Consider the following 26,372-nt stretch of genomic DNA (forward strand, 5'->3'; position numbering starts at 1 on the left):
GCGATGAACGATGAAATCCCTGTCCGCCAGCGCCGCTCCACATGCTTCCGCACCGTCCTGTGGTGCCCCGGATGCGTTTTCCCGTGGTCTTGCCGCCTTGGCGCATCCCGCCCGCGTGGAGATCCTGCGTTATCTGGCCGGCGTCGACTATTGCTGCTGCAAGGATGTCGTCCAGCGGCTCAATCTTGCCCAGTCCACCGTCTCGCAGCATCTGAAGGTCCTTCTGGACGCTGGCCTTGTGCGCATGAGTCCGCAAGGCCAGCGCTCCCGCTATGCGGTGGACGTCGCCGCCCTGCGTACGCTCTGCGAGGCCGTCGGCGCCCTGGCCACCGAGTGCGCCGTCCGCGCGGATGAGCAGGGGCGTGAAATGTGCCGAGGCGACCATTGACCCGCAAGACCGTTTCCACCGAGTCCGGCGCCACGCTGCGCACGCTCGTCAATCTGTGGCCCTATATGTGGCCCTCCGCGCGGCCGGACCTGAAACTGCGTGTGGCCATGGCCACGGCCTTTCTGGTGGCGGCGAAGATCGTTCTCGTCCTCGTGCCCTACTTCTACAAATGGGCGACGGATGTGCTTTCGGGCGAGGGCGCGCCTCCTGCCTATGTTCCGGCCATTCTCGCCGGCCCCCTGATGCTGGTGGTGGCCTACAATCTGGTGCGCATCGTCCAACTCGGCTTCAACCAGCTTCGCGACGCGCTGTTTGCCAGTGTCGGCCAGCACGCGGTGCGCGAGCTCGCCCGCCGCACCTTCGTGCACATGCATTCCCTTTCCCTGCGGTTCCATCTGGAGCGGCGCACCGGCGGGCTGTCGCGCATCATCGAGCGCGGCACCAAGGGCATCGACACCATCGTGCGTTTCACCATCCTGAACACGGTGCCCACCCTCCTGGAATTTGCGCTTTCCGCGGTCATCTTCGCCGTCGCCTATGGCTGGGCATATGTGGCCATCCTCGCCGTCACCGTCTGGCTCTACACCTGGTTCACGGTCAAGGCGAGCGACTGGCGCATCGCCATCCGCCGGCAGATGAACGACTCGGACACCGACGCCAACACCAAGGCCATCGATTCGCTGCTCAATTTCGAGACGGTGAAATATTTCAACAACGAGGCGATGGAGGCCGCCCGCTTCGACCGTTCGATGGCCCGCTACGAGGACGCCGCCACCCGCACCTGGACCTCGCTGGGCTGGCTCAATTTCGGTCAGGGGGTCATCTTCGGTCTCGGCATGACGGCGGCCATGGGGCTTTCTGCATGGGAGGTGATGCGCGGCACCCAGACGGTGGGCGATTTCGTTTTCATCAACGCCATGCTGATGCAGCTCTCGATCCCGCTCAACTTCATCGGCTTCGTCTATCGCGAGATCCGCCAGGCCATCACCGACATCGAGCAGATGTTCGATCTGCTCGATGTGGCGCCGGAGGTAACGGATCGGCCGGGAGCGAAGCCCCTGAAGGTGACCCAGGGTCATGTGCGCTTCGACAACGTGGTCTTTGCCTATGAGACGGACCGCCCGATCCTCAAGGGCGTCACCTTCGACATCCCTGCCGGCCGGACGGTAGCCGTGGTCGGCCCTTCGGGCGCGGGGAAATCCACCATCTCGCGCCTTCTGTTCCGCTTTTATGATGTGCGGGAGGGCGCCATTCTGATTGATGGTCAGGATGTGCGCGACGTGACGCAGGAGAGCCTGCGCGCGGCGATCGGCATGGTGCCGCAGGATACGGTGCTGTTCAACGACACCATCGCCTACAACATCCGCTATGGCCGCCCCGATGCCTCGCAGGAGGACGTGCGCCGTGCCGCCGAACTCGCGCAGATTGCCGATTTCATCGAAAGCCTGCCGCAGGGCTACGACACGGTGGTGGGAGAGCGCGGCCTGAAACTTTCCGGCGGCGAGAAGCAGCGAGTGGCGATCGCCCGCACCATTCTGAAAGCGCCGCCCATCCTCATCCTCGACGAGGCAACCTCCGCGCTCGACACGCACACCGAGCAGGAAATCCAGGCCGCGCTCGACCAGGTGAGCCGCGGGCGCACGACCCTGGTCATCGCCCACCGGCTTTCCACCGTGATCGGTGCCGACGAAATCATCGTTCTGCGCGACGGTCGCATCGCAGAGCGCGGCACGCATGGCGCGCTTCTCGCCGCTGGTGGCCTTTATGCCGACATGTGGAACCGCCAGCGCGAGGCGACCGAGGCGGAAGAACGGCTGCGCCGCGCCCGCGAGCAGGACGAGATGGGCGTGGTGGTGCGCAAGGTGCCGAGCTATTAGAAGCCCTCGATCTTCCACGCCCGTTTCGGCCCGGAGGCAGAAACGGGCAGGCCATCTCATTGCAGCCCGAGCGCCTTTCCGATAGGACATCGGCAGCCGAATCTGCCGCGCCGTGGAGGAGCAATGAGCCTGGCCGACACCATCCGAAGCACGCTCGTGCCCATTCATCGCGAGGGTTATCCCTTCATCGCCGGCTTTGCCGTCGCCTCGCTGGTCCTTGGCTTGATCTGGGAGCCGCTGTTCTGGATCGGCCTTCTGCTGACAGCCTGGTGCGCCTATTTCTTCCGCGACCCGCCGCGCGTCACCCCGGTTGACGACCGGCTGGTGATCGCGCCGGCCGATGGTGTGGTCTCCTCCGTCGGCCCCGCCGCCCCGCCGGCGGAGCTGGGCCTCGGCGGCGAGGAGATGACGCGCATCTCCATCTTCATGAACGTGTTCTCCTGCCACATCAATCGGGCACCGGTGCGCGGGCGCATCTCGCTGATCGAGCATCGTGCGGGCCGGTTCCTCAATGCCGATCTCGACAAGGCGAGTCAGGAGAACGAGCGCAACAGCCTCGTCATCGAAAGCCCGCATGGGCCGGTGCCGGTGGTGCAGATCGCCGGCCTGGTGGCACGCCGCATCGTCTGCTGGGCGGAGGCACCGGGCGAGATCGCCGTGGGCGAGCGCATCGGTCTCATCCGCTTCGGTTCGCGCGTCGATGTCTACCTGCCCGCAGGTGCGCGTCCGCGCGTGGCCGTGGGGCAGACGGCGGTGGGCGGCGAGACGGTGATCGCCGAGTTCGGCAACCAGGATCCGCCGCCGCTGGTGCGCGTGTCGTAATGACAGGGCCTTTCCCCCCCTTCGAGCCCCACGGCGGAGGCGGACCCCGCATCCGCGAGATTCCACTGCGCCTGATGGTGCCCAATCTGATCACCGTGCTTGCCATCTGCGCCGGCCTTTCGGGCATTCGCCTGGCCTTCGAGGGGCGCATGGAGACGGCGGTGCTCATGGTGCTTCTCGCCGCCTTTCTCGATGCTGTGGACGGGCGCGTGGCGCGCATGCTGAAGGCTTCATCGAAGTTCGGCGCGCAGATGGATTCGCTGGCCGACATTGTCAATTTCGGTGTCGCGCCGGCGCTCGTGCTCTATGCCTATCTGCTCGACAGGGCAGGGGCCATCGGCTGGATCGCGGCACTTCTCTTCGCCATTGCCTGCGGTCTTCGTCTCGCGCGCTTCAACGTGATGCTGGAGGATGCGGAAAGGCCGGCCTGGCAGGCGGATTATTTCGTCGGCGTGCCGGCGCCGGCCGGTGCCGCGCTTGTCATGCTGCCGGTTTATCTGGGCTTTCTGGGATTGACGCCCGATCGCACGGTGGCCCTTGCGGCTTGCGCCTATACGCTGGTCGTGGCGGTGCTTCTCATCAGCCGTCTGCCCGTCTACTCGGGCAAGAGTTCCGGCAGCCGCGTGCGGCGCGAATTGGTGATGCCCCTGATGCTCGTGGTGGTCTTGTATGCGCTGCTGTTGGCAAGCTACACGTGGCAGACCCTGGCTGTCTCGGCGATTGCCTATCTGATCTTCCTGATCTTCAGTGTGCGAGCCTACTCGCGCCGCGCCGCGCGCGAGGCGGCAGAGACGGAAGAGAAGGCATAGGGCGCCGAGCCCTATGCGGCCAGCCGGTCTTCCTGCATTTCCCCGCCCTCGGGCCGGCGCACGGCGATCATACGTTCAAACAGCGCATCGGCAGCCATCGGCCTTTCCTCGCCGTCTGCAAGCGCCACCATCTGCGCGATGGTCAGGGGCTCCAGCGTGGTCACCCTGAAATTCGGCGCGAGGGCGCGTCCACCCTGCGGCCGGAGCGAGAACAGGCTGCGCACCGTGCCTTCCACGTGGATGGGCACCACCCGCGCCTCCGCCTTGGACGCGATGCGCGCAATGGCGCGGAACAGGCGAAAGGTCTTCTGGTCGGGCGATTCGTCGTCCGGCAGGTAGACCGCCAGCCGGCCCTTTCCCCTCAGCCGGCGCACCAGCCGCCGGCTGACGAAGATGTGCCGGGCATTGAAGACGATGGTGCGGGCGAGAGCCCGGTACGGGTCGAGCCACCAGGCGCCGGCCGAGCCTTCGTCCAGGATGTGGAGCGTATCCGCAGGCAGAAGCGCCAGCATCAGGGCAGGCTCCAGCCGCGAGCGGTGCCACACCGCATAGATGACCGGCGGCTCCGCCCCATGCGCCTCGGCAATGGCGTTGTCGCGGATGCGGAAGAGAACCTTGAGCGGCGCATAGAGAACCGCCTGGTGAAGGTTCAGCCCGCGCCGCAGGCACAGATAGGCCGCCGCGGCAAGCCACAAAGCCAGGATGGCGCCCGCGAGCGCGATGGCCGTTATCATGTTCCGCACCTCCGAGCCACGGTCCGGCGTTGCTTGGCGGCCAAATTCCTGAATAGACAAGGCATTGGCGCCGAAGGTCGATGTGCCGCAAGAAACCGCGGCGAGCTCTGCCGCGTCACGGCTTCTACCGGCCGCTGCGCGTGGCAGGGTAGCCGAAGGGCGGGCAAGGTCAATCACGATCTGGTGCGCAGGGTCGCGGGCCGCCGCTACTCGGGCATCCGGTATTGCATGAAGCGGTTCTCTCGCACGTCGAAGATGAGCCCGGTCTCCTTGAGCGCCGGGCTTGCCAGCGGCACGATCCTTGCCGCCACCTCGGAAGGGTGGGGCAGCGTCTCGGGGTCTTCTCCCGGCATGGCCTGGGCGCGCATGGCGGTGCGTGTGGCCCCCGGATTGACGGCGTTGACCCTGAGCGCCATGTTCTTGGTCTCGTCCGCCCAGGAGCGGGCCAATGCCTCGACCGCTGCCTTGGAGGCGGCATAAGGGCCCCAGAAGGCGCGCGCCGAGTGTGCCGCGCCCGACGACATGATGATGGCGCGCCCGGCATCGGAGGCCCTCAGCAGCGGATCGACGGAACGGATGAGCCGCCAGGTGGCCGTCACGTTGATAGCCATGACCTTCTCGAAGGTTTTCGCCTCCACATGGCCGATGGGCGAGATGACGCCCAGAATGCCGGCATTGGCCACCAGAATGTCGAGCTTGCCCCAGCGCTCGTGTATGGCCCCGCCCATGCGGTCGATCCCGGCCATGTCCGTGAGGTCGAGCGGCACCAGGGTCGCCTCGCCTCCCAGCGCCTTGATCTCGTCGTCCAGTTCCTCAAGCCCGCCCACGGTCCGCGCCACGGCGATCACATGGGCGCCGGCGGCGGCCAGCTCCTTGGCAAGGAAATAGCCAATTCCGCGCGAAGCGCCGGTGACAAGGGCGAGACGGCCCGCAAGATCGGTCGAACTGGGCATTCGGATGTTCCCGTTGCGTGGATTTGCGGGGGTGATAGTACGAATCTTGCGCCGGAGAAACCCCGTTCGCCATATTGCCGCACTCGTTCGCCCGGCCTATATCCATCCAAGCGGGGACGACCCCGCCATTGCCCGAAAACCGGATGGGGACGGCCTCATCGCCATGTGATGAGGAATGCAATGGCTTGGCTCTTGTTGTTTGGAGCGGGCGTGTTCGAGATCGGCTGGGCCCTCGGGCTGCGCTATTCGGAAGGGTTCACGAGGTTTTGGCCGACGGCGGCAACCCTTGCGTGCATGATCGTCAGTTTCGGCCTTCTCGGCGCCGCGCTGCGCACCTTGCCGCTCGGCACGGCCTATGCCGTTTGGACAGGCATCGGCACGATCGGTACGGCCCTGCTCGGCATCGCCCTGTTCGGTGAACCGGCCGATGCGGTGCGGCTGGCATGCATCGGGCTGATCGTAGCCGGAATCGTCGGCCTGAAGCTCGTCACGCCCTGATCGAACGTCTATTGCCCGCCGGCCGCCAGCAGCGATAGCTGGCGCACATTGTCGGCGTGTTCATGGTCCGTCAGCGCGGTCGGATATTCGGTGGTGAAGCAGGCATCGCAGAACTGCGGCTGGGCATTGTTGCGCGCCGCCTCCCCGACGGCGCGATAAAGCCCGTCTATGGACAGGAAGCCGAGGGAATCGACACGGATGAACGCCGCCATCTCCTGCACCGTCATGCGCGAGGCAAGCAGCTTGGCCGTGTGCGGCGTGTCCACGCCATAGAAGCAGGAGGCGCGCGTGGGCGGTGAGGCGATGCGCATGTGCACCTCCGTCGCGCCCGCATCGCGCACCATCTGCACGATCTTCTGGCTGGTGGTGCCGCGCACGATGGAATCATCCACCAGCACGACCCGCTTGCCCTCGATCAGCCGGCGGTTGGCATTGTGCTTCAGCTTCACGCCCATGTGGCGGATGGCATCGGTTGGCTGGATGAAGGTGCGTCCCACATAGTGATTGCGGATGATGCCGAGCTCGAAAGGCAGCCCGGCTTCCTGGGCGAAACCGATGGCCGCCGGTGTGCCCGAATCGGGAACCGGCACCACGATGTCGGCCTCCACCGGGTTCTCGCGCGCAAGCTGTGCACCGATCTGCTTGCGCACGTCGTAGACGTTGCGCCCCTCGACAGAGGAATCGGGCCGGGCAAAATAGACATATTCGAAGATGCAGAAGCGCTGCGGCTGCCGCGCGAAGGGGAAAAAGCTCTCGACTCCCTCCTCGGTGACGACGATCATTTCGCCAGCTTCCACGTCCCGCACGAAGCGCGCGCCGATGATGTCGAGAGCGCAGGTCTCCGAGGCCAGGATCGTGGCGCCGTCGAGCTCCCCGAGCACCAGCGGGCGGATGCCCAGCGGATCGCGGCAGCCGATCATCTTCTTCGAGGTCAGCGCCACCACCGAGAAGGCGCCTTCGAGCTGACGCACCGCGTCGATGAAACGCGCGTTGGTGTTGTGCTCCTTGCTGATGGCCACCAGGTGCATGATGGTTTCGGTGTCGGAGGTGGAGGAGAAGATGGCGCCCTGCTTCTGCAGCCGCCGTTGCACCGTCATCGCATTGGTGATGTTGCCGTTATGCGCGACCGCCAGGCCACCCTCGGCAAGCTCGGCGAAGAAGGGCTGCACGTTGCGCAGGCCCGAGCCGCCGGTGGTCGAGTAGCGCGTGTGGCCGATGGCGCGCGCGCCCTTCAAGCGCTCGATCACGGCAGGCTTGGTGAAGGTGTCGCCGATCAGGCCGATATGGCGTTCGACATGGAACTGGCTGCCGTCGAAGGAGACGATTCCGGCCGCCTCTTGGCCGCGGTGCTGCAGCGCATGCAGGCCCAGCGTGACGATGGCAGCGGCATCCTGCCGCCCGAAAATGCCGAACACGCCGCATTCATCGTGGAAATGATCGTCGGCTTCGCCCATCAAAGGCAAATTGCTGTCTCCCGCCATTGCTGGCCGCCTCGTGCCCTGTTGCTTGCGTTTCTGGCGGCCCCTGCGGCCGTCAGTTGTTGATCTCCGCTTCCTCGGCCGTGTCCGCGCCGGGCGAGAGACGGTCGAGTATCGACGTCTCCGGATCCTCCGGCAAGAGATCCTGCAGCCACGTGCCCACCCCTTCCAGAAGTGGCCGCGACTTGGCCTCCGCGACCCATCGCGGCGGATTTGCCCCCAACAGCCAGTTGAGGAACAGAAGCGCCACCGCCACCACCAATATGCCGCGAACCGCACCGTACAGGAAGCCCAGCGTGCGGTCGAGCGCGCCGATCCTCGAATCGATGATGAAGTCGGCGATCTTCATGGTGATGATCGTCACGATGATCAGCGTGACGAAAAACACCGCGGCCGCTGCCACCGCCAGCGCCACCATCGCACTGCTGATATAGGGCGTCACATAGGGCAGGACCAAGGGATACAGAAGATAGGCCGCAACGGCAGCAATCGCCCAGGAGGCGATGGAGAGAATCTCCCGCGAAAAGCCGCGCACCATGGCCAGCATCGCCGAGACCAGCGTAAAGCCGACGAGAATGCCGTCAAGCAGCGTGATTGGCATCGTTACTCAACTCCGTTTCGGGCGGCACGCCCCGCACCGTCATTTCCGACGTTGTTCCGTCCAACGTTCCCGTCAGCCAACCCGCGAATGTCACGTTTCCATACCTCGCGACCCGGCGATGCGGGCAACGAGATCCGCCAGCCCTTCGGGCCGCCACGTCTGTGCCGCGGCTGTGCCCGTCAGCTCCTCATTGCCTGGTGGCATGACGGCACGCGAGAAGCCGAGCTTTTCGGCTTCCTTGAGCCGGCTTGCCGCATGCGCGACGGGGCGGATGGCGCCCGAAAGGCTGATTTCGCCGAAATAGACGCAATCGGCGGGCAGGGCAAGCCCGGTGAGCGAGGAGACCAGGGCAGCCGCCACCGCAAGATCTGCCGCCGGTTCCGAGATCCGGTAACCGCCTGCGACATTCAGATAGACGTCGTGCGTGGAAAGGCGCACGCCGCAATGCGCCTCCAGCACGGCCAGCACCATGGACAGCCTGGCCGAATCCCACCCCACCACGGCGCGCCGCGGCGTGCCGAGGGGGGAGGGGGCGACGAGCGCCTGAATCTCCACCAGAACCGGCCGCGTGCCCTCCATGCCGGCAAAGACCGCGGCCCCGGGCGCCTTGGCGCTGCGCTCCCCGAGGAATAGCTCCGAGGGGTTGGGTACTTCGCGCAGGCCCTTGTCTCCCATCTCGAAGACGCCGATCTCGTCGGTCGGGCCGAAACGGTTCTTCACCGTGCGCAGAATGCGATAGTGATGGCCGCCTTCGCCCTCGAAATAGAGCACCCCGTCCACCATGTGCTCGACGACGCGCGGGCCGGCGATCTGGCCCTCCTTGGTAACGTGGCCCACCAGCACCACCGCCGCTCCCGTCGACTTGGCATAGCGGATCATCGCCTGCGCGGCGGCGCGCACCTGTGTCACCGTGCCGGGAGCCGATTCGGCAAGGTCCGTCCAAAGGGTCTGGATGGAATCCAGAATCACAAGGTCGGGCCGCCGGCCATCGCCGATGGTCGCCAGAATGTCCTCGACATTGGTCTCTGCGGCAAGCTCCACCGTCGTATCGGCCACGCCCAGCCGCTGTGCGCGCAGGCGTATCTGCGCCACGGCTTCCTCGCCGGAGACATAGACGATGCGGTGCCCCTGGGCGGCCAGGGCGGCCGCTGCCTGGGTGAGCAGCGTCGATTTGCCGATGCCCGGATCGCCGCCGATGAGCAGCGCCGAGCCGCGCACGAATCCGCCGCCCGTCGCGCGATCGAGCTCGCCGATGCCGGACGCGATGCGCGGCGCATCCTCGATGTCGCCGGCAAGCGTCGTCAGTGCCACGGCGCGCCCCGGCCGTGCCTTGCGCGCCGATTGCGGCCCGCTGCCGATGCCGCCGACCGTGCCTTCCTCGACGAGCGTGTTCCAGGCGCCGCAGCCGTCGCACTTGCCCGCCCAGCGGGCATGCACGGTGCCGCAGTTCTGGCAGACAAACTGGACGCGCGACCTGGCCATCAGCGATCACCCCGCCGCATGGACAGCATCTCGGCGCCGATGCCGGTCTACGCTCACAGCCCGTCTCCCAGATATTCCCGGTGATACCGATGGCCGATTGCGGTGAGCAGCTCGTAGGCGATGGTGCCGGTGGCCTCGGCCACGCGCTCGATGGGCATGTTGGGGCCGAACAGCTCGATGTGGTCGCCCACCGCCACCGCATCGGGGCCCAGGGCCGTCACGTCGAACAGGGTAAGGTCCATCGTCACCCGGCCGATCACCGGAGCCTCCTTCCCGTGAATGAAGCCGGCAGCGCCCGGCACCACCTTGCGCAGCGGCACGCCGCTTCCCGAGGCAGCGCGCAGATAGCCGTCGGCATAGCCAACGGCAGCGACGGCGACGATCGTGTCGCGGGCAAGCGGTGCGGCGCCATAGCTCGCCGTCTCGCCGGCGCGCAGCCGCTTGATCTGGGAAATGCGGGCTTCCGCCGTCACCACCGGGCGCAGCGGGTTTTCCATGCCGCCGACCGGCATTGCGCCGAAAAGCGCAATGCCCGGCCGCGTCAGATCGCACAGGAAGTCGCCGCCCAGGAAAATCCCGGCGGAGTTGGCAAGACTTGATTCAATTTCCGGGAAAACCGCCCGAAGCGCTTGAAAGGATTCACATTGCCGGCGGTTCATCGGGTGGTCCGGCGTGTCGGCACAGGCAAGATGGCTGAGGATCAGCAGGGGGCTCAGCGCCTGCGTCAGGGCATTTTCCGTGGCGAGCGCGCGCAGCTCCTCTCCTGTCATCCCCAGCCGGTTCATTCCCGTTTCCACATGCAGCGCGCATGGGCGTGGCCTGTCCGGGGCATCCCAGCCGTGGGCTTCCCAGACGGAGAGATCGCTTTGCCCGTTGAGCACCGGGATCAGGCGCCCCCGGCGATAGGCCGCCGCCGCTTCCGCGCCGAAAAGCCCGTTGAACACGAAGATTTCCGCCTCCGGCAGCACTGCCCGCAGCGCCAGCCCCTCATGCGGAAGCGCCACGAAGAAGCGTCGGCATCCCGCCTGCCACAGCGTGCGCGCCGCCGGCGCAAGCCCCAGCCCATAGGCGTCGGCCTTCACCACGGCGGCGGCCTGCGCGGGGGCCGAGCGCTGCGCGAGAAAGCGATAGTTCCAGGCCAGCGCGGCGAGGTCGATGGTCAATCGTCCCCCGGCCAGGTGCGGCCCGGGCCCGCCGGCGGCCATGTCGGGCGTCGCGGTCACGGCTAGTCGAACCGCTCCGGCAGGTGGGATTCATCGGCCAGATCGAAGAAGCGCGTGAACTCGCCCTGAAAGCCGAGACTGACGGTTCCGGTGGGGCCGTGCCTTTGCTTGGCGATGATGACTTCCGCCTTGCCGCGCGCTTCGTTCATCTCCGCCTCCCATTTGATGTGTTCTTCCGTGCCGGGCTTCGGCTCGCGATTGGCCAGATAGTACTCCTCGCGATAGACGAAGAGAACCACGTCGGCATCCTGCTCGATGGAGCCCGACTCGCGCAGGTCGGCAAGCTGCGGACGCTTGTCGTCGCGGTTTTCCACCTGACGCGAGAGCTGGGAGAGGGCGATGATGGGAATGCCGAGCTCCTTGGCCAGCGCCTTCAGCCCCGTCGTGATCTCCGTGATCTCCTGCACACGGTTCTGCTGGGCGCGCGCCGTGGTGCCCTGCATGAGCTGCACATAGTCGATGACCAGAACGTCGAGGCCGCGCTGTCGCTTGAGCCGGCGCGCGCGCGCCGCAAGCTGAGCGATGGAAATGCCGCCCGTCTGGTCGATGAAGAGCGGAATCTTCTGCATCATCTGCGCGCAGCCCACCAGCTTCTCGAAGTCGGCCTCGGTGATCTCGCCGCGCCGGATCTTGGAGGAGGGAATCTCCGTCTGTTCGGAGATGATGCGGGTGGCAAGCTGCTCCGACGACATTTCCAGCGAGAAGAAGCCGACGACACCGCCATTGGCCGCGGAAAACGTCCCGTCGGCCTGCTGCACAGGCTCGTAGGCCGCGGCGATGTTGAAGGCGATGTTGGTGGCAAGCGAGGTCTTGCCCATGCCGGGGCGGCCGGCCAGGATGATGAGGTCGGAAGGCTGAAGCCCGCCCATGCGCCTGTCGAGGTCGCGCAGTCCCGTGGCGATGCCCGACAGGTGGCCATCGCGCATGAAGGCGGCATTCGCCATGTCGATGGCGGTCTTGGTGGCATCGCCGAAGCTCTCGAAACCGCCGTCGTAGCGCCCGGTTTCCGCCAGCTCGAACAGCCGCCGCTCCGCATCCTCGATCTGCGCGGCGGGCGACATGTCCACAGGCGCATCATAGGCGAGATTGACCATGTCCTCGCCGACCGTGATCAGCGCGCGCCGGATCGCCAGATCGTAGATGGCGCGGCCATAGTCGGCCGCGTTGATGATGGTGACTGCTTCTGCCGCCAGCCTGGCGGTATATTGCTGAACCGTCATCTCGCCCACCTTCTCTTCGGCGGGCAGGAAGGTCTTGATGGTCACCGGATTGGCGGTCTTGCCCATGCGGATAAGCTCGCCCGCCACCTCGTAGATCTTGCGATGCAGCGGGTCGAAGAAATGGCTGGGCTTGAGGAAATCGGAAACCCGGTAGAAGGCGTCGTTGTTGACGAGAATGGCGCCCAGCAGGGCCTGCTCGGCCTCGATGTTGTTGGGCGCCTCGCGATAAAGAGGCGTTTGCGCCGTTTCAAGCTTGCGGGCTGCGTCGGCCATGATGTTCCGTTGTCGCTATGGCTGCCGGAAACAGCGGGCATATCCGGCGCCTCAGAATTGTTTTCCTCCTAGACCTTTGCGCGCCGTCATGTAAGCCGGCCCCGGCCGAAGAGCCCGCTATCCACACGCCAAAACACCGGGCGCAACGAAAAACGCCTTTCGGCGCGTTCCGCGCTTGACAGCGAATCAGCAAGGTTTTTGGATTATATTCCTATTCCGCCGCGTCGGTAAACGCCTTCTGCCCCTCCGCGGCGGCAAGCCGCTTCTCCGTCTCGGCGATATAGTCGCGGGTCAAGGGTAATGTTTCGCGCTTCTTGGCAAGCTGGATCTGGAAAACCACCAGATCCTGCCAGCGGAAGGAGGCTTCCGAGCCGGCGAGATAGAACTCCCACATGCGCGCAAAGCGCTCGTCGTAGATTTCGAGCACCTTGTCGCGGTTGGCCATGAAGCGTTCGCGCCAGTTCCTCAGCGTCTCCGCATAGTGAAGCCGCAGGATCTCGATATCCGTGACGAGAAGGCCAGACCTCTCGATCGCCGGCATCACCTCCGACAGCGAGGGGATGTATCCGCCCGGGAAGATGTACTTGCGGATGAAGGCATTGGTCACCGTCGGCCCGGAGGTGCGGCCGATGGTGTGCAGCAGCATCACCCCGTCATCCTTGAGAAGCTGCGCGCACTTGTCGAAGAAGGTGCGGTAATGATTGACGCCTACATGCTCGAACATGCCGACCGAGACGATACGGTCGAACGGTCCCGAAAGCGCCCTGTAGTCGGCAATCTCGAAGCGCGCCTTGTCCGCCAGTTTCTCCTTCTGCGCGCGCTGGCACGACACCGCGTGCTGCTCCTGCGAAAGGGTGACGCCCAGAACCTCGGCGCCGAACTGGCGGGCGATATAAAGCCCGAGCCCACCCCAACCCGAACCGATGTCGAGCACCTTGTGGCCTGGCGCCAGGGCCAGCTTGGCGGCGATGTGGCGTTTCTTGGCGCGCTGCGCCTCCTCAAGGGAGATGTCGGGCTGCGGGAAATAGGCGCAGGAATATTGCATATCCTCGTCGAGGAAGAGCCGGTAGAGATCTCCCGACAGGTCGTAGTGGCGCTGCACGTTGCGCCTTGATCGGCCGGCGGGATTGAACTGGTGCAGCCGGCGGAAGAGATAGCGCAGCCCTTCTCCCAGCTTGATGACCAGTGCCTCGGCGCCCGCATCCTCCAGATTCTGGTAGGTCAACTTCAGAAGCGCGAGCACGTCTCCCTGCCTGAAGTCGAGCTCGCCGTCCATATAGGCTTCCGGCACCGCCAGCATGGGGTCGAGTGCGATGGCCCGCTCGGCGCGCCGTGAGTGAATGACCACGTGCACCGGCTCGCCGGAACCGTCGCCGAAGCGGTGCTCCCTGCCGTCTGCGTCCGTGATCGTCAGAGAGCCGGTCCGCACGAGACGGGAAGCAAGTTTTGCAAGCAAACGATTCATCGCTCACCCCGCTGGCCTTGAAACGGGATTATGTATCAAATGCCTCGCACTTGAAAAGGGGCGCCCCGTCTGGCTGCTGCCAGCCGCGGCGTTGCGGAAAATCGCCGTATTCCAGCCGTCGCGGAGGGAAGGGCGCTCGGGCCGCGCATTGGGACACCTGCGGCGAAATATTAGCGCACAGAACAAGTGAAGGCCGGGCATCGCTGCCCGGCCTTCGCCATGAAGGTTGCAGATGTCAGGTTGGCGGAAGACTTCAGGCCTTCTCCTCGCCCTCCGCGGCCTCGGCAGGGCTTTCCTCGCTCTCCTCGGCGGTCTCGTACTCGGCCTCCGGGTCGAAGAAGTCCTCCGGGCGGGCGCTCTCGTGGACGTCCTCGCCGTAGATGGCCTCGGCGGAGTCGAGGGTTTCGCCGCGCGCCTGGCGCTCGGCCTCATCGGCCGAACGGGCCACATTGAGCGTGACGGTGACGATGACCTCGGGATGCAGCGCGATGGCCACATTGACCAGGCCAATGGTCTTGATGGGCTGGTTGAGGTCGACCTGGTTGCGGCTGATCTTGAAGCCGTTCTCTTCCAGAACCTCGACGATGTCGCGCGGCGAGACGGAGCCGTAGAGCTGGCCGGTTTCGGCGGCCGAGCGGATGACGATGAAGGTCTGGCCGTCGAGCTTCTCGGCCACCGCCTCCGCTTCCTTCCGGCGCTCCAGGTTGCGCGCCTCAAGCTCGGCGCGCTGCGCCTCGAACTTCTTCTTGTTGGCCTCGTTGGCGCGCAGCGCCTTGCCCTGCGGCAGCAGGAAGTTGCGCGCAAAGCCGTCCTTCACCTTCACGACATCGCCCATCTGGCCCAGTCGTGGAATGCGTTCCAGGAGAATGATTTCCATCGTTCCGTTTCCTTGGTCTGGCGGCAATCTGCCGGCTTGCGTGTCGAAGACAGGTCAGGAAACGGTGCCGTTCGGCTTTGGGTTCGCTGTCCTGCCTTCGCGGCAGTTAGAGGCGTTCTCCGCCCCAACTCGGGTTTCATGTCCTCTTGTCCCGCGTCCCGCCGCGGGGAGGGGGTGCGGGCGCCCATGCGCCCGCCGCCCTTGCTACTTCACCACGTAGGGCAGGAGGCCCAGAAAGCGGGCGCGCTTGATGGCCCGGGCGAGCTCGCGCTGCTTCTTCTGGCTCACCGCCGTGATGCGCGACGGCACGATCTTGCCGCGCTCGGAGATGTAGCGCTGCAGAAGCTTGACGTCCTTGTAGTCGATCTTCGGCGCGTTGGCGCCGGAGAACGGACAGGTCTTGCGGCGACGGTGAAAGGGGCGCCGCGTCGGAATCTGGTTGATGTCGACCATTATTGGCCTCCCTCGCTTGCGTCGCGCTGCCGGCGCGGGCGATCGTCACGGTCGCGGCGTCCACCGCCGCGCTCGTCGCGCCGCTGCATCATCGCGGAGGGACCGTCCTCGTGCGCCTCGACGCGAATGGTCATGAAGCGCAGAATGTCCTCGTTGATGCCCATCTGGCGCTCCATCTCCTTCACGGCGTCGGAGGGCGCGTCGATGTCCATCAGCGCGAAATAGGCTTTGCGATTCTTCTTGATGCGGTAGGCGAGGGACTTCAACCCCCAGTTCTCCACCCGACCGACCTTGCCGCCGCCGCTCTCGATCACGCCCTTGTACTGTTCCACAAGGGCCTCGACCTGCTGCGGTGAGAGATCCTGCCGGGCAAGAAACACGTGCTCGTAAAGTGCCATGGTCTTGCCTTTCTTCCGTTTCCGTCCGTCCGGCCCAGCGGCTAAAGCCTCAGCGACCCTCTTTGCCGGCGGCATGGCCGGAGAAGAAAGGCGCGTTCGAGACGGTCGAGAGCGGAGACACGGGAGGCGGAAGACTTCTGCCTTCGCAACGGGCTAGCGGCCCGGCCCTCCGTTCAGCCCCCGGCTGAGACCGGCAGACCGCGCGCTTATAACGCTTTTCGGCCGGGATGCAAGGCCGTCTTCACGTCTTCAGCTTGTAGCCGGTCCTGAAGATCCACCACACGAGCCCGATGCACAGCACGAGGAAGAGAATGATCATGGCGATGCTCACTTCCACGCTCACATCCGCCGTCTCGTAGAAGCTCCAGCGAAAGCCGCTGATGAGGTAGAGCACGGGGTTTGCGAGCGTCACCTTCTGCCAGAACTCAGGCAGCATCTGGATGGAATAGAAAGAGCCGCCCAGAAAAACCAGCGGTGTGACCACCAGCAGCGGGATGAGCTGCAATTTCTCGAAGTTGTCCGCCCAGATGCCGATGATGAAGCCGAACAGGCTGAACGTGACGGCGGTGGCCACAAGAAAGAAGACCATCCAGAAGGGATGACGGATCTCGATGGGCACGAAGAGATGCGCCGTCGCCAGGATGATGGCGCCGAGGATGAGCGACTTCGTCGCCGCCGCCCCCACATAGCCGAGCACGATCTCCACGAAGGAGATGGGGGCCGACAGCACTTCGTAGATGGTGCCCACGAACTTCGGAAAATAGATGCCGAAGGAGGCGTTGGAGATGGAGTTCTGCAACAAGGTGAGCATCATCAGCCCCGGCACGATGAAGGAGCCGTAGCCCACCCCGTCGATCTCCTCGATGCGCGAGCCGATGGCCGCCCCGAAGACGATGAAATAGAGGGAGGTGGAAAGCACGGGCGAGACCACGCTTTGCAGGAGCGTGCGCCGCATGCGCGCCATCTCGAAGAAGTAGATTGCTTTGATGGCCTCGAAATTCACCGCGTTTCCTCCACGAGGGTGACGAAGATGTCTTCGAGCGAGCTTTGCTCTGTGGCGAGATCCTTGATGGAGATGCCCGCCCGGTTCAGATCGGCCAGAAGCGAGCCGATTCCCGTGCGCTCGGCCTGGGTGTCGTAGCGGTAGACGATGCGCTCCCCGCCCTGCTCGAGGTCGAGATCGTAGCGGGCGAGCGCTTCGGGAAGGCTGTCCAGCGCCGCGTTGAGCTCAAGGGTGAGCTGCTTCTTGCCGAGCTTGCGCATCAGCTCTTCCTTCTCTTCCACCAGGATGAGCCGCCCCTTGTTGATGACGCCCACGCGATCGGCGATCTCCTCCGCCTCCTCGATGTAGTGCGTGGTCAGGATGATGGTGACGCCGCCTTCGCGCAGGCCGCGCACGAGCTGCCACATGTCCTTGCGCAGCTCCACGTCCACCCCAGCGGTCGGCTCGTCGAGGAACAGGATCCGCGGCTCGTGGGCCAGGGCCTTGGCAATCATCACGCGCCGCTTCATGCCGCCGGAAAGCTCCAGGATCCTGCTGTCCTTCTTCTCCCACAAAGAGAGGTCCTTCAGGATCCGTTCGATGAGCGGCGGGTTCGGCTTCTTGCCGAACAGCCCCCGGCTGTAGCTCACCGTGTCCCACACCGTCTCGAAGGTTTCGACGTGCAGCTCCTGCGGCACGAGGCCGATGAGCTGGCGGGCGGCGCGGAAATCCGTGACGATGTCGTGGCCCTGCACGCGCACCGTGCCGCCCGTTGGGTTCACGATGCCGCAGATGATGGAGATCAGGGTCGTCTTGCCCGCCCCGTTGGGGCCGAGCAGGGCGAGAATCTCGCCGTTCATGATGTCGAGGTCGACCGCGTGCAGGGCCTGAAACCCCGAATCATAGACCTTCGAGAGCTGTGAGACCGAGATGGCTGGCTGCATGGAAGACCGTCGCTGCTATGGGAACGGAACAGACACTTGCTTCGCCATGGTGCGGCGCACGAGAAGGGCGCCGGCCGCCAGAGCCGGTCTCATATAGGCCAGTTGCCCTGCCGTTGCCATAGCGCAGGCAGGAGAGCGTGACATCTCCTGACAGGCCGGGAACGGTCTCCCGCGGGGTCAGTCGTTCGCCGGGTCCGTCTCGGCAATGAGCGCGAACTGGGCGCATTTGAAGATGACGTAGAGCGCCGGCACGCCGAACAGCGCGGCCAGCACCTCCGTCCCCGTCAGGCCGAGGCCCAGCAGGCCGGAAAGGGCCCACACCCCGGCGCCGGTGGCCGCCACCACCTCCGAGGCGACGAACAGCGTGACCGAGACGAAGCCGAGCAACCGCATGGCCGTCCATCTGCGCTGGGCGGCAGCCGGGCCCTCCTGGGCGTTGGTCTTGCTGGCGGAAGTCAGAGAGTTGGTTGCAGAAGCGGAAGGAAGAGACATCGACGGACACCCCGAACGTCACCGCATCGAAGCGGAGGAGCGGCGCCAGCTAGTGGAGCTGATTGTGGGATTTTCATGGCGGGCCATGCCCGCCGGCGGCAAAAGGCTTGACGCGGGCTGGCAGTTGCGCCACCACCTGCGCCCCAAACGGATTAAGATGCGGGAGTTGCCGGCGATGAGCATCGCTTTCACCTTTCCGGGCCAGGGCAGTCAGGCTGTCGGCATGGGGCGCGATCTGGCCTCGGCTTTTGCCGAGGCGCGCGAGGTTTTCGAGGAGGTGGACGATGCCCTCGGCCAGAAGCTCTCGGCGATCATGTGGGAGGGCCCCGAGGACGAGCTGACGCTCACGGCCAATGCCCAGCCCGCATTGATGGCCGTCTCGCTGGCCGTCATGCGCGTCATGGAGAAGGGTGGATTGTCTCTTCCTGAAAAGGTGGCCTATGTCGCCGGCCATTCGCTGGGCGAATATTCCGCGCTCGCCGCGGCGGGAACCTTCACCCTGGCCGATACCGCCCGGCTTCTGCGCATCCGCGGCAATGCCATGCAGGAGGCCGCGCCGGTGGGCGAGGGCGCGATGGCCGCGATCATCGGCCTGGAGGCGGACATGGTGGAGGCGATCTGTGCCGAGGCGGGCAGGGATGCCGTCTGTCAGATTGCCAATGACAATGGCGGCGGCCAGCTCGTCATCTCCGGTGCCCGCAAGGCGGTCGAGGAGGCGGCCAGCCTGGCCAGCGCGAAGGGTGCCCGACGCGCCATCATGCTGCCGGTCTCGGCGCCGTTCCATTCCGCGCTGATGGCGCCGGCGGCCGAGCGCATGCGCGAGGCGCTGGCCGGCGTGACGATGAAGGCCCCGGCCGTTCCGGTCGTCGCCAATGTGACGGTCAGCCCGCTGACGGAACCGCAGGAGATTGCCGCTCGCCTGGTCGAGCAGGTCACCGGCCGTGTGCGCTGGCGCGAGACGGTGGCCTGGTTCGGCGAAAATGGCGTCCGCACGCTCTATGAGATCGGTGCCGGCAAGGTGCTGACAGGCCTTGCCCGCCGCATCGACCGCGACATGGAGGCGGTTGCCGTCAGTACACCCGCCGATATCGAGGCGGCAATGAAGGCACTCCTGTAGGAATTGTGGTAGCCAGTTTCCCCACCCGAATCGCAGAAGGATCAGCCCATGTTCGATCTCAGCGGCCGCAAGGCACTCGTCACCGGAGCCTCGGGTGGCATCGGCGAGGCCGTTGCCCGCGCGCTCCACAAGCAGGGGGCCACGGTGGGCCTTCACGGCACCCGGGCCGATCGGCTGGAGAGCCTCGCGGGCGAGCTTGGCGAGCGCGCCAGGACATTCGTTGCCAACCTGTCCGATCGCAATGAAGTCAAGGCCCTGGCCGAGAAAGCGGAATCGGAGCTTGAGGGAATCGACATCCTCGTCAACAACGCGGGGATCACGCGCGACGGGCTGTTCGTGCGGATGCGGGACGAGGACTGGGATGCGGTGCTGGAGGTCAATCTCACCGCCGCCTTCCGCCTCACGAGGGAGCTTGCCCATCCGATGATGCGCCGCCGCTTCGGCCGCATCGTCAACATCTCCTCCGTCGTCGGTGTCACCGGAAACCCCGGTCAGGCCAACTACTGCGCCTCCAAGGCGGGGCTCATCGGCTTCTCCAAGTCGCTGGCCCAGGAAATCGCGACGCGCAACGTCACGGTCAACTGCGTGGCGCCGGGGTTCATCGAAACGGCCATGACCGAAAAGCTGAACGAAAAGCAGCGCGATGCGATCATGAGCGTCATCCCCATGAAACGCATGGGGTCGGGTGGCGACATCGCCGCTGCCGTCGTCTATCTGGCCTCGGAGGAAGCGGGCTACGTGACCGGCCAGACGATCCATGTCAACGGCGGGATGGTGATGATCTGACGGGCCGAGCTTGGCGGGCCGGCGATATTCGTGGTATGCGCGCCCGGCGCGGCCGGGCAGCCTGCAGGAGAGGGCGAAAGCGGCCGGTCAGGGGCGAGAAAGCCGTTGATGCGGTCATCTTTTCAGCTTGATTAGCGGTAAGCCTGCCGCTAACGAAGACCGGAAATTCATGAAGTCGAGGGTTCTCACATGAGCGATACTGCAGAACGCGTCAAGAAAATCGTGGTCGAGCATCTTGGCGTCGACGCCGACAAGGTCACCGAACAGGCCAGCTTCATCGACGATCTTGGCGCCGACAGCCTCGACACCGTCGAGCTCGTGATGGCCTTCGAGGAGGAGTTCGGCGTGGAAATCCCGGATGACGCGGCCGAAACCATCCTCACGGTCGGCGATGCCATAAAGTACATCGAGAAGGCCACTGCCTGACATTCGGCAGCGCTGCGGCCCGGTCGGGCTGCAAAGCAAGGGTGGACATTCCGCAAGATGAGACGCGTTGTCGTCACCGGTCTGGGGCTCCTCTCGCCGCTCGGCCTCGGCGCCGAGCATAGCTGGAAGAGCCTGCTTTCCGGCAGGAGTGCTGCACGGCGCATCGACCGTTTCGAGGTCGATGACCTGCCGTGCAAGATCGCCAACATCATCCCCCGTGAGGGCGAGGGCGCGTTCGATCCCGATGCCTTCATGGAGCCGCGCGAGCAGCGCAAGGTGGGCGAGTTCATCGTCTACGGAATCGCCGCTGCCGACCAGGCGCTGGCCGATTCGGGATGGAAGCCGGCGACGGATGAGGAGCGCAACACCACCGGCGTTCTCATCGGCTCCGGCATCGGCGGAATCGAGGGCATTGCCGAGAACGCCCTCATCCTGCATGAGCGGGGGCCGCGGCGCATAAGCCCGTTCTTCATTCCCGGCAACATCATCAACCTGGTCTCCGGCCAGGTGTCGATCCGCCATGGGCTCAGAGGGCCGAATCACGCCGTCGTGACGGCCTGTTCCACCGGGGCCCATGCGATCGGCGATGCCGCAAGGCTGATCGCGCTGGGCGATGCGGATGTCATGGTGGCCGGCGGTGCGGAAGCGCCGGTGACGCGCCTTTCCATCGCCGGTTTCTCCGCCTGCAAGGCGCTGTCCACCAGCTTCAACGACACGCCGGAACGCGCCTCGCGCCCCTATGACCGGGACCGTGACGGCTTCGTCATGGGCGAGGGTGCGGGTGTCGTGGTGCTCGAAGAACTCGAACACGCCAAGGCACGCGGCGCCAAGATCTATGCGGAGCTGGTGGGTTACGGGCTCTCGGGCGATGCCTATCACATCACCGCGCCCGCCGAGGATGGCGACGGGGCGTATCGCTGCATGAAGGCGGCGCTCAAGAGGGCCGGCCTGGAGCCATCCGACGTCGACTATATCAACGCCCATGGCACCTCCACCATGGCTGATACCATCGAGTTGAAGGCGGTGGAGCGTCTGGTGGGCGAGGCGGCTGCCAAGGTGTCGATGTCGTCCACCAAGTCCTCCATTGGCCATCTTCTGGGGGCTGCGGGTGCGGCGGAGGCGATTTTCTCGATCCTCGCCATACGCGACAATGTGGCGCCTCCCACAATCAACCTCGACAACCCGGAAGTCGAAACGCCCATCGACCTCGTGCCGCACAAGCCGCGCCAACGCCGGATCGATGTTGCGCTGTCCAACTCCTTCGGTTTCGGCGGCACCAACGCATCGCTCGTCTTCCGGCGCTTCGAGGGCTGAGCGGGCCGCGCCTTCCGCCTTCCACGCCGGAGATTTGTCGCTATTGTGCCGCACTTTCCGGCAATTATCCGCTGATTCCCGGGCGGAGAGGAGACTGCTTGAACGCGATGACGGAAGAACCGGATCAACTCGACAGAAAGACCGAGCCGCGCACGCGGCCCATCGCCGCCAAGTCCCCGCGCGAGGCGCTGCGTCCCGAAGCCGGCACGCCGCCGCCGCCGCGCCGTTCGCGCCACTCGCGCAACCAGTTTGTCGTGTTCCTGAACTTCGTGCTCTCGTCCATCGTTTTTCTGGTGATTCTCGCCGGCGTGGCGTTCTATCTGGGCAAACACGAGTTCGACGGCCCCGGCCCCTCGCAGACGGCCGAAACCGTCCTCATTCGCCCCAATACCGGCGTGCGCGAGATTGCCGAGATGCTGGAACGCCGGGGCCTCATCAGCGATCAGCGGATCTTTCTTCTCGGCCTGCGCATGCATGACGCCGATTCCAGGCTGAAGGCCGGCGAGTACGAGATCAAGGCCGGCGCTTCCATGTACGAGATCATGCGGCTTCTGGAGAGCGGCAAGTCTGTCCTCTATTCGCTCACCATCCCCGAGGGCTGGACGGTTGCGCGGGTTTTCGAGGAGATTGCGGCCACCGACGAGCTTTCCGGCGAGATGCCGGAGGAGCTGCCCCCCGAGGGAAGCCTCGCGGCAGACACGCTGCGCTTCACCCGCGGCACGCCGCGCAAGGAGATCATCGCCAAGCTCAGGGCCCAGCAGGAGGAGCTCGTGCAGAGCATCTGGGAACGGCGCGACGAAGATCTGCCCATCGACACCATCGAGGAGTTCGTCACGCTGGCTTCGATCGTGGAAAAGGAGACCGGCCGCGCGGACGAGCGCTCGCGTGTGGCAGCCGTCTTTCTCAACCGGCTGGAGCGCGGCATGCGCCTGCAGTCCGATCCCACGGTCATCTATGGCCTGTTCGGCGGAGAGGGAAAGCCGGCGGACCGGCCCATCTATCGCTCGGATCTCGAGAAGCCGACGCCCTACAACACCTATCTGATAGACGGCCTGCCACCCACGCCGATTGCCATTCCGGGCCGGGCCGCGCTGGAGGCCGTGGCCAACCCGTCCCGCACCGACGAGCTCTACTTTGTCGCCGACGGCACGGGCGGCCACGTCTTCGCGACCACGCTGAAGGAGCACAACGAGAATGTGGCCCGTTGGCGCCGGATCGAGCGGGAGCGTGCTGCCGGCGGCGACGCCGGAAACGGGGCCGAAGGCGGCAGCGAGTGAGGGGCCCTGGCTCCCGCTTCAGGGGGGAAGGATGACGCTGCAAAGCATGACGGGCTTTGCCCGCGCTGCGCTGGACGACGAGGTGGCTTCCCTCGCCTGGGAGCTGCGCTCGGTCAACGGCCGCGGGTTGGAAGCGCGCCTGCGCCTGCCTCCCGGCTTCGAGCGGCTCGAGCAGCCGGCCAAGAACGCCATCACCCGGCGTTTCTCGCGCGGCAATATCCAGGCAAGCCTCTCGCTTGCCCGGGGGGAGGCGTTGAGCCGGCCCATGGTCGACGAGGCGCTGCTGGCCGAGCTGGCCGAGATTGCCCGCCGCCTGCACGAGCAGCATGGAGCCGCGCCGGCCACGGCCGACGGCCTTCTGGCGCTGCGCGGCGTCATGGAGACGCCGGATGTCGGTGCCGACGAGACGGCGCGCACGCGCATTGAAGCGCTTGCCCTGGAGGCGCTGGAGACTGCTCTCGACGAACTCGCCGCCGCCCGCAGCGCCGAAGGCGCTGCGCTCAGGGCAGTGCTGGAGAGGCATTTGGACGAGATCGAGGCGCTCACCCTGCGCGCCGAGACCGACCCTTCGCGCGAACCCGCCAGCATCCGCGCGCGGCTTGAAGAGCAGGTGCGCCTGCTTCTCGATGCCGCTCCCCAGCTCGATGAGAACCGGCTGCATCAGGAGGCAGCCTTCCTGGCGGCCAAGGCGGACATCCGGGAGGAGATCGACCGGCTGAAGACCCACGTTGCCGCCGCACGCGTGCTCTTGGCCGACGGGGGCGCGGTCGGCCGCAGGCTTGACTTTCTGGCGCAGGAATTCAATCGCGAATCGAATACGTTGTGCTCCAAGTCCAACGCCGCCTCGGTGACGGCCATCGGCCTGGAGCTCAAGGCGGTTGTCGACCAGTTTCGCGAGCAGGTTCAAAATCTGGAATAAAGGCCCATGGAACCCGATCCCTCCTCAAACGGCATCCGCCGCAGGGGCGTCATGCTCGTTCTGTCCTCGCCCTCGGGGGCTGGCAAGTCCACCATCGCGCGCAATCTGCTGGAAAAGGTTCCAGGCTTCGAGCTGTCGGTGAGCGTGACCACGCGCCCGCGCCGGGGCAGCGAGATCGAGGGTGTGCACTATCACTTCAAATCGCAGCGCGAGTTCGAGATCCTGCGCGACAATGACGAGCTTCTCGAATGGGCGGAGGTGCACGGGAACCTCTATGGCACGCCCCGAAAGCCGGTCGAGGTGGCCATTGCCGAGGGGCGCGACATGCTCTTCGACATCGACTGGCAGGGTGCGGCCCAGCTTCGCGACAAGATGCGTGGAGACTTGGTCTCGATCTTCGTCCTGCCGCCCTCCATGCGCGAGCTGCTGGCCCGGCTGAAGCGGCGCGCCGAGGATCCCGAGAATGTCATCGAGACGCGACTCAGCAATGCCCGCCTGGAAATCGAGCAATGGCGGGACTACGACTATGTGATCATCAACGACGACCTCAACCGCGCCTTCGAGAGCGTTCGCGCCATCGTCACCGCCGAGCGCCTGCGCCGCGACCGCCGGCCGGGGCTGTTCGATTTCGTGGCGCAGCTTCTGGAGGAGAAGCCGCAATAGGCGCTTCCTTCGGCGGCTGGCCGCTCTCACCGGCATAGGCGTTTGCCAGCGCCACGAACTCCGCCACAGACAGGGTTTCCGCCCGCCGCGTGCCCTCGATGCCGGCCTTTTCCAGAAGCGCCTCGCCGCCCAGGGCCTTCAGGCTCTGGCGCAGCATCTTGCGCCGCTGGCCGAAGGCTGCCTCCGTGACGCGTGACAGCACCTCCACGGAGGCCGGAAAAGGCTGCCGGCGCGGCATGATGTTGACCACCGAGGAGGTCACCTTGGGCGGCGGCGTAAAGGCTTGCGGCGGTACGTCGAAGGCGATTCGCGCCTCGCAGCGCCAACCGGCCAGCACGCCCAGCCGCCCGTACTGGCTGCTGCCGGGTCGGGCGACGATTCGCTCGGCCACCTCGCGCTGGAACATCAGCGTCATCGATTCGTAGAAGGGCGGCCAGCTTTCCGGCGTCAGCCAGCGCACCAGAAGCTCCGTGCCGATATTGTAGGGCAGGTTGGCGACGATCTTCACCCGTTCCGCCCCGGTGGCGAGGGCCGCGAAATCCGTTTTCAGCGCATCGCCGGCCACGATTTCCAGCCGGCCGGGATAGTGCGTCGCAATTTCTTCAAGCGCGGCGATGCAGCGTTCGTCGCGCTCGATCGCCACGACGTGCGCCGCGCCCTCGGCCAGCAGCGCCCGCGTCAGCCCGCCCGGCCCGGGGCCCACCTCGATCACGCGCACGCCGTCCAGCCGTCCGGCCTGGCGTGCGATGCGTCCGGTGAGGTTGAGGTCAAGCAGGAAGTTCTGGCCGAGCGCCTTCTTTGCGAAGAGCCCGTGCCGCTCGATCACCGCCCGCAGCGGCGGCAACCCGTCCGCCGTCATGGCGTCTGCTTTCTCTCGTTGTCCGCCAGCAGCCGGGCCAGCCTGATCGCAGCGACCAGGCTGTCGGGACGGGCGATCCCCTTGCCCGCGATGTCGAAGGCCGTCCCATGGTCGGGCGAGGTGCGGATAAAGGGCAGGCCCAGCGTCACGTTCACAGTCTCGTCGAAGGCCAGCGTCTTGACCGGGATCAGCGCCTGGTCGTGATACATGCAAAGCGCGGCGTCGTAGTTCTTTCGCGCCGCGGCGTGGAACATCGTGTCGGCCGGCAGCGGCCCGAAGGCGTTGATGCCCGCCGCGCGCAGCGCCCTGACCGCCGGCGCGATGATCTCGATCTCCTGCCGCCCCATGGCGCCGCCTTCGCCCGCATGGGGGTTGAGACCGGCCACCGCCAGGCGCGGGGAGGGGATGGCAAAGCGCGTGGCAAGGTCGCGCGCCACGATTTCGCCCGTCCGTTCGATCGTCTCCTGGTTCAGGCTTCCCGCAACGGTCTCCAGCGCCTGGTGCACCGTCACCGGCACGGTGCGCAGCTCCGGCCCTGCCAGCATCATCACCGCGTTGGCGGGCTGGCCCGTGGCCTGCTCTGCCAGATGGCCGAGATATTCGGTATGGCCGGGGTGCTCGAATCCCGCGTCATAGAGCGGCTTCTTGGCGATGGGACAGGTGACGAGCCCGGCGGCCCGGCCGCACAGCACGTCCTGCACCCCGCGTCTGATGGCCTCGATCACCCCAGTAGCATTGGCGGGAGAGGGCGCACCCGGCACATCCGAAAGCCGGTTTTCGAGCGGCACCACCGGCAGGGCGGCGGAAAACGCCTCCGCAGCGCTCTCCGGCGTCGTCTCGCGAATCGGCACGTCAAGGCCCACCCGCCGCGCCCGCGCCGCAAGAAGCTCCGTATCGCCAAGCACGTAGAAGGCCGGCAGCGCCAGCGCCTTTCGCGCCGACCATGCCGTCAGAAGGATCTCCGGCCCGATACCAGCCGGCTCGCCGATGCTCACCGCCAGGGGCGGAGAAGAATTGCCGCTCACGGTGCCCCGCCGCCGGT

General features: G+C 65.8%; 28 protein-coding genes. 12 read left to right on the forward strand and 16 right to left on the reverse strand.

The window, feature by feature from the left end:
* Positions 1–10: 10 nt before the first annotated feature.
* The 4 genes from NYR58_RS11170 (at position 11) to pssA (ending at position 3,896) form a co-directional block, all read left to right on the forward strand.
* The gene (locus tag NYR58_RS11170; protein WP_261520772.1) at positions 11–388 is read left to right on the forward strand and encodes an ArsR/SmtB family transcription factor; all 378 of its coding nucleotides are present in this window, start codon (positions 11–13) and stop codon (positions 386–388) included.
* Positions 385–2,265 (forward strand): ABCB family ABC transporter ATP-binding protein/permease, encoded by a 1,881-nt coding sequence (locus NYR58_RS11175; protein WP_261520773.1) that lies wholly within the window; start codon positions 385–387, stop codon positions 2,263–2,265. The genes NYR58_RS11170 and NYR58_RS11175 overlap by 4 nt, the downstream gene beginning before the upstream one ends.
* Positions 2,266–2,367: 102 nt before the next feature.
* Positions 2,368–3,087, forward strand: a complete 720-nt coding sequence (locus NYR58_RS11180; protein ID WP_261520953.1) for a phosphatidylserine decarboxylase — start codon at positions 2,368–2,370, stop codon at positions 3,085–3,087.
* A complete protein-coding gene (pssA, locus tag NYR58_RS11185) occupies positions 3,087–3,896 on the forward strand; it encodes a CDP-diacylglycerol--serine O-phosphatidyltransferase (RefSeq protein WP_261520775.1) in 810 nt (269 codons plus the stop codon). Before NYR58_RS11180 ends, pssA begins: the two co-directional genes overlap by 1 nt.
* An 11-nt stretch (positions 3,897–3,907) precedes the next feature.
* Here pssA and NYR58_RS11190 read toward each other — a convergent pair whose 3' ends face one another.
* Both NYR58_RS11190 and NYR58_RS11195 read right to left on the reverse strand, forming a co-directional pair.
* Positions 3,908–4,630 (reverse strand): 2-acyl-glycerophospho-ethanolamine acyltransferase, encoded by a 723-nt coding sequence (locus tag NYR58_RS11190; protein ID WP_261520776.1) that lies wholly within the window; start codon positions 4,628–4,630, stop codon positions 3,908–3,910.
* Positions 4,631–4,836: 206 nt separating this feature from the next.
* Positions 4,837–5,583, reverse strand: coding sequence for an SDR family NAD(P)-dependent oxidoreductase (locus tag NYR58_RS11195; protein ID WP_261520777.1), 747 nt, complete (start codon positions 5,581–5,583; stop codon positions 4,837–4,839).
* Between the two features lie 180 nt (positions 5,584–5,763).
* Here NYR58_RS11195 and NYR58_RS11200 point away from each other — a divergent pair, with 180 nt between their 5' ends.
* Positions 5,764–6,081, forward strand: coding sequence for a DMT family transporter (locus NYR58_RS11200; RefSeq protein ID WP_261520779.1), 318 nt, complete (start codon positions 5,764–5,766; stop codon positions 6,079–6,081).
* A gap of 8 nt (positions 6,082–6,089) precedes the next feature.
* Here the strand turns inward: NYR58_RS11200 and purF are convergent, their stop codons facing one another.
* The 12 genes from purF to NYR58_RS11260 all read right to left on the reverse strand — a co-directional run bounded on the left by purF (position 6,090) and on the right by NYR58_RS11260 (position 17,969).
* Positions 6,090–7,562 (reverse strand): amidophosphoribosyltransferase, encoded by a 1,473-nt coding sequence (gene purF / locus NYR58_RS11205; RefSeq protein ID WP_261520780.1) that lies wholly within the window; start codon positions 7,560–7,562, stop codon positions 6,090–6,092.
* A gap of 52 nt (positions 7,563–7,614) precedes the next feature.
* A complete protein-coding gene (locus NYR58_RS11210) occupies positions 7,615–8,160 on the reverse strand; it encodes a CvpA family protein (RefSeq protein WP_261520781.1) in 546 nt (181 codons plus the stop codon).
* Between the two features lie 90 nt (positions 8,161–8,250).
* Positions 8,251–9,642, reverse strand: coding sequence for a DNA repair protein RadA (radA, locus tag NYR58_RS11215; RefSeq protein ID WP_261520783.1), 1,392 nt, complete (start codon positions 9,640–9,642; stop codon positions 8,251–8,253).
* Between the two features lie 53 nt (positions 9,643–9,695).
* Positions 9,696–10,847, reverse strand: coding sequence for an alanine racemase (alr, locus tag NYR58_RS11220; RefSeq protein WP_261520954.1), 1,152 nt, complete (start codon positions 10,845–10,847; stop codon positions 9,696–9,698).
* Positions 10,848–10,867: 20 nt separating this feature from the next.
* Positions 10,868–12,358 carry a replicative DNA helicase gene (locus NYR58_RS11225; protein WP_261520784.1) on the reverse strand — a complete coding sequence of 497 codons (1,491 nt, stop codon included), beginning with the start codon at positions 12,356–12,358 and terminating at the stop codon, positions 10,868–10,870.
* A gap of 211 nt (positions 12,359–12,569) precedes the next feature.
* The gene (locus NYR58_RS11230; protein ID WP_261520787.1) at positions 12,570–13,823 is read right to left on the reverse strand and encodes an SAM-dependent methyltransferase; all 1,254 of its coding nucleotides are present in this window, start codon (positions 13,821–13,823) and stop codon (positions 12,570–12,572) included.
* A 253-nt stretch (positions 13,824–14,076) separates the two neighbouring features.
* Complete coding sequence (rplI, locus tag NYR58_RS11235; protein ID WP_261520788.1) at positions 14,077–14,700, reverse strand: 50S ribosomal protein L9; 624 nt, start codon at positions 14,698–14,700, stop codon at positions 14,077–14,079.
* 204 nt (positions 14,701–14,904) lie between these two features.
* Positions 14,905–15,153, reverse strand: a complete 249-nt coding sequence (rpsR, locus tag NYR58_RS11240; protein ID WP_011581252.1) for a 30S ribosomal protein S18 — start codon at positions 15,151–15,153, stop codon at positions 14,905–14,907.
* On the reverse strand, positions 15,153–15,551 hold the full coding sequence (gene rpsF, locus NYR58_RS11245) for a 30S ribosomal protein S6 (protein WP_261520789.1): 399 nt from the start codon (positions 15,549–15,551) through the stop codon (positions 15,153–15,155). Before rpsF ends, rpsR begins: the two co-directional genes overlap by 1 nt.
* 241 nt (positions 15,552–15,792) lie before the next feature.
* Positions 15,793–16,554: an ABC transporter permease gene (locus tag NYR58_RS11250; RefSeq protein ID WP_261520791.1), complete on the reverse strand. Its 762-nt coding sequence runs from the start codon at positions 16,552–16,554 to the stop codon at positions 15,793–15,795.
* On the reverse strand, positions 16,551–17,477 hold the full coding sequence (locus NYR58_RS11255) for an ABC transporter ATP-binding protein (RefSeq protein WP_261520792.1): 927 nt from the start codon (positions 17,475–17,477) through the stop codon (positions 16,551–16,553). The genes NYR58_RS11250 and NYR58_RS11255 overlap by 4 nt, the downstream gene beginning before the upstream one ends.
* A gap of 177 nt (positions 17,478–17,654) precedes the next feature.
* Entirely contained in the window at positions 17,655–17,969 is a 315-nt protein-coding gene (locus NYR58_RS11260; RefSeq protein WP_261520794.1) for a hypothetical protein, read from the reverse strand.
* Positions 17,970–18,144: 175 nt separating this feature from the next.
* On the opposite strand from NYR58_RS11260, the gene fabD reads away from it, so the two are divergent.
* The 7 genes from fabD to gmk all read left to right on the forward strand — a co-directional run bounded on the left by fabD (position 18,145) and on the right by gmk (position 24,471).
* Positions 18,145–19,086 (forward strand): ACP S-malonyltransferase, encoded by a 942-nt coding sequence (gene fabD / locus NYR58_RS11265; RefSeq protein ID WP_261520796.1) that lies wholly within the window; start codon positions 18,145–18,147, stop codon positions 19,084–19,086.
* 48 nt (positions 19,087–19,134) lie between these two features.
* Positions 19,135–19,872: a 3-oxoacyl-[acyl-carrier-protein] reductase gene (fabG, locus tag NYR58_RS11270; protein ID WP_261520797.1), complete on the forward strand. Its 738-nt coding sequence runs from the start codon at positions 19,135–19,137 to the stop codon at positions 19,870–19,872.
* A 189-nt stretch (positions 19,873–20,061) separates the two neighbouring features.
* The gene (locus NYR58_RS11275) at positions 20,062–20,298 is read left to right on the forward strand and encodes an acyl carrier protein (protein WP_261520798.1); all 237 of its coding nucleotides are present in this window, start codon (positions 20,062–20,064) and stop codon (positions 20,296–20,298) included.
* Between the two features lie 57 nt (positions 20,299–20,355).
* Entirely contained in the window at positions 20,356–21,612 is a 1,257-nt protein-coding gene (gene fabF / locus NYR58_RS11280) for a beta-ketoacyl-ACP synthase II (protein WP_261520801.1), read from the forward strand.
* A 107-nt stretch (positions 21,613–21,719) separates the two neighbouring features.
* The gene (mltG, locus tag NYR58_RS11285; protein ID WP_261520955.1) at positions 21,720–22,889 is read left to right on the forward strand and encodes an endolytic transglycosylase MltG; all 1,170 of its coding nucleotides are present in this window, start codon (positions 21,720–21,722) and stop codon (positions 22,887–22,889) included.
* A 31-nt stretch (positions 22,890–22,920) separates the two neighbouring features.
* Entirely contained in the window at positions 22,921–23,808 is an 888-nt protein-coding gene (locus tag NYR58_RS11290) for a YicC/YloC family endoribonuclease (protein ID WP_261520803.1), read from the forward strand.
* A 6-nt stretch (positions 23,809–23,814) separates the two neighbouring features.
* Positions 23,815–24,471, forward strand: a complete 657-nt coding sequence (gene gmk, locus NYR58_RS11295) for a guanylate kinase (RefSeq protein ID WP_261520804.1) — start codon at positions 23,815–23,817, stop codon at positions 24,469–24,471.
* On the opposite strand, the gene rsmA is transcribed toward gmk, so the two are convergent.
* Together rsmA and pdxA are read right to left on the reverse strand one after the other, a co-directional pair.
* A complete protein-coding gene (gene rsmA, locus NYR58_RS11300; protein ID WP_261520805.1) occupies positions 24,389–25,330 on the reverse strand; it encodes a 16S rRNA (adenine(1518)-N(6)/adenine(1519)-N(6))-dimethyltransferase RsmA in 942 nt (313 codons plus the stop codon). The two genes, gmk and rsmA, sit on opposite strands and share 83 nt — an antisense overlap.
* Positions 25,327–26,355 (reverse strand): 4-hydroxythreonine-4-phosphate dehydrogenase PdxA, encoded by a 1,029-nt coding sequence (gene pdxA, locus NYR58_RS11305; RefSeq protein ID WP_261520806.1) that lies wholly within the window; start codon positions 26,353–26,355, stop codon positions 25,327–25,329. The genes rsmA and pdxA overlap by 4 nt, the downstream gene beginning before the upstream one ends.
* Positions 26,356–26,372: the final 17 nt, after the last annotated feature.

It is taken from the genome of Chelativorans intermedius (genome assembly GCF_025398255.1).
GTDB classification, from domain to species: Bacteria; Pseudomonadota; Alphaproteobacteria; order Rhizobiales; family Rhizobiaceae; genus Chelativorans; species Chelativorans intermedius.